Annotated in this window: 1 rRNA gene; it reads right to left on the minus strand. The window is 50.5% G+C overall.

Annotated elements, in window-relative coordinates:
- Positions 1-64: 64 nt before the first annotated feature.
- Positions 65-1640, minus strand: a 16S ribosomal RNA gene (locus AC6UDE_RS06905).
- Positions 1641-1678 lie beyond the last annotated feature (38 nt).

The raw sequence follows: 1678 nt of genomic DNA on the forward strand, positions 1-1678 counted from the left end.
GAGAGTAAAACTCTCAAAACTAAACAAGACTTCAATAATGTAAGGTTTCCGAATTTTTCCTTAGAAAGGAGGTGATCCAGCCGCAGGTTCTCCTACGGCTACCTTGTTACGACTTCACCCTAATCATCTGTCCCACCTTAGGCGGCAGGCTCCAAAAGGTTACCTAACCGACTTTGGGTGTTACAAACTCTCATGGTGTGACGGGCGGTGTGTACAAGACCCGGGAACGTATTCACCGTGGCATGCTGATCCACGATTACTAGCGATTCCAACTTCATGCAGGCGAGTTGCAGCCTGCAATCCGAACTGAGAACGGCTTTAAGAGATTAGCTTGACCTCGCGGTTTCGCAACTCGTTGTACCGTCCATTGTAGCACGTGTGTAGCCCAGGTCATAAGGGGCATGATGATTTGACGTCATCCCCACCTTCCTCCGGTTTGTCACCGGCAGTCTCATTAGAGTGCCCAACTGAATGCTGGCAACTAATGACAAGGGTTGCGCTCGTTGCGGGACTTAACCCAACATCTCACGACACGAGCTGACGACAACCATGCACCACCTGTCATTCTGCCCCCGAAGGGGACACCTAATCTCTTAGGTTAACAGAAGATGTCAAGACCTGGTAAGGTTCTTCGCGTAGCATCGAATTAAACCACATGCTCCACCGCTTGTGCGGGTCCCCGTCAATTCCTTTGAGTTTCAACCTTGCGGTCGTACTCCCCAGGCGGAGTGCTTAATGCGTTAGCTGCGGCACTGAAGGGCGGAAACCCTCCAACACCTAGCACTCATCGTTTACGGCATGGACTACCAGGGTATCTAATCCTGTTTGCTACCCATGCTTTCGAGCCTCAGCGTCAGTTACAGACTAGACAGCCGCCTTCGCCACTGGTGTTCCTCCATATATCTACGCATTTCACCGCTACACATGGAGTTCCACTGTCCTCTTCTGCACTCAAGTTTCCCAGTTTCCGATGCACTTCTCCGGTTAAGCCGGAGGCTTTCACATCAGACTTAGAAGACCGCCTGCGCTCGCTTTACGCCCAATAAATCCGGACAACGCTTGCCACCTACGTATTACCGCGGCTGCTGGCACGTAGTTAGCCGTGACTTTCTGGTTAGATACCGTCGCGACGTGAGCAGTTACTCTCACGCCCGTTCTTCTCTAACAACAGAGTTTTACGAGCCGAAACCCTTCTTCACTCACGCGGCATTGCTCCATCAGACTTTCGTCCATTGTGGAAGATTCCCTACTGCTGCCTCCCGTAGGAGTCTGGGCCGTGTCTCAGTCCCAATGTGGCCGATTACCCTCTCAGGTCGGCTACGCATCATCGCCTTGGTGAGCCTTTATCTCACCAACTAGCTAATGCGCCGCGGATCCATCCAAAAGCGATAGCACAAAGGCCATCTTTCAACCGAAAACCATGTGGTTTTCGTTGTTATACGGTATTAGCATCTGTTTCCAGGTGTTATCCCCTTCTTCTGGGCAGGTTATCCACGTGTTACTCACCAGTTCGCCACTCGCTGCTAACTTAAATCTAGTTAATGCAAGCATCAACTATCAATAGGCGCAGCTCGTTCGACTTGCATGTATTAGGCATGCCGCCAGCGTTCGTCCTGAGCCAGGATCAAACTCTCATTTTAGAAATGAGAAATTTTACTAGCTCATTATTATTTGTTGT

The organism is Fructilactobacillus sp. X2R5C3, from assembly GCF_059901325.1.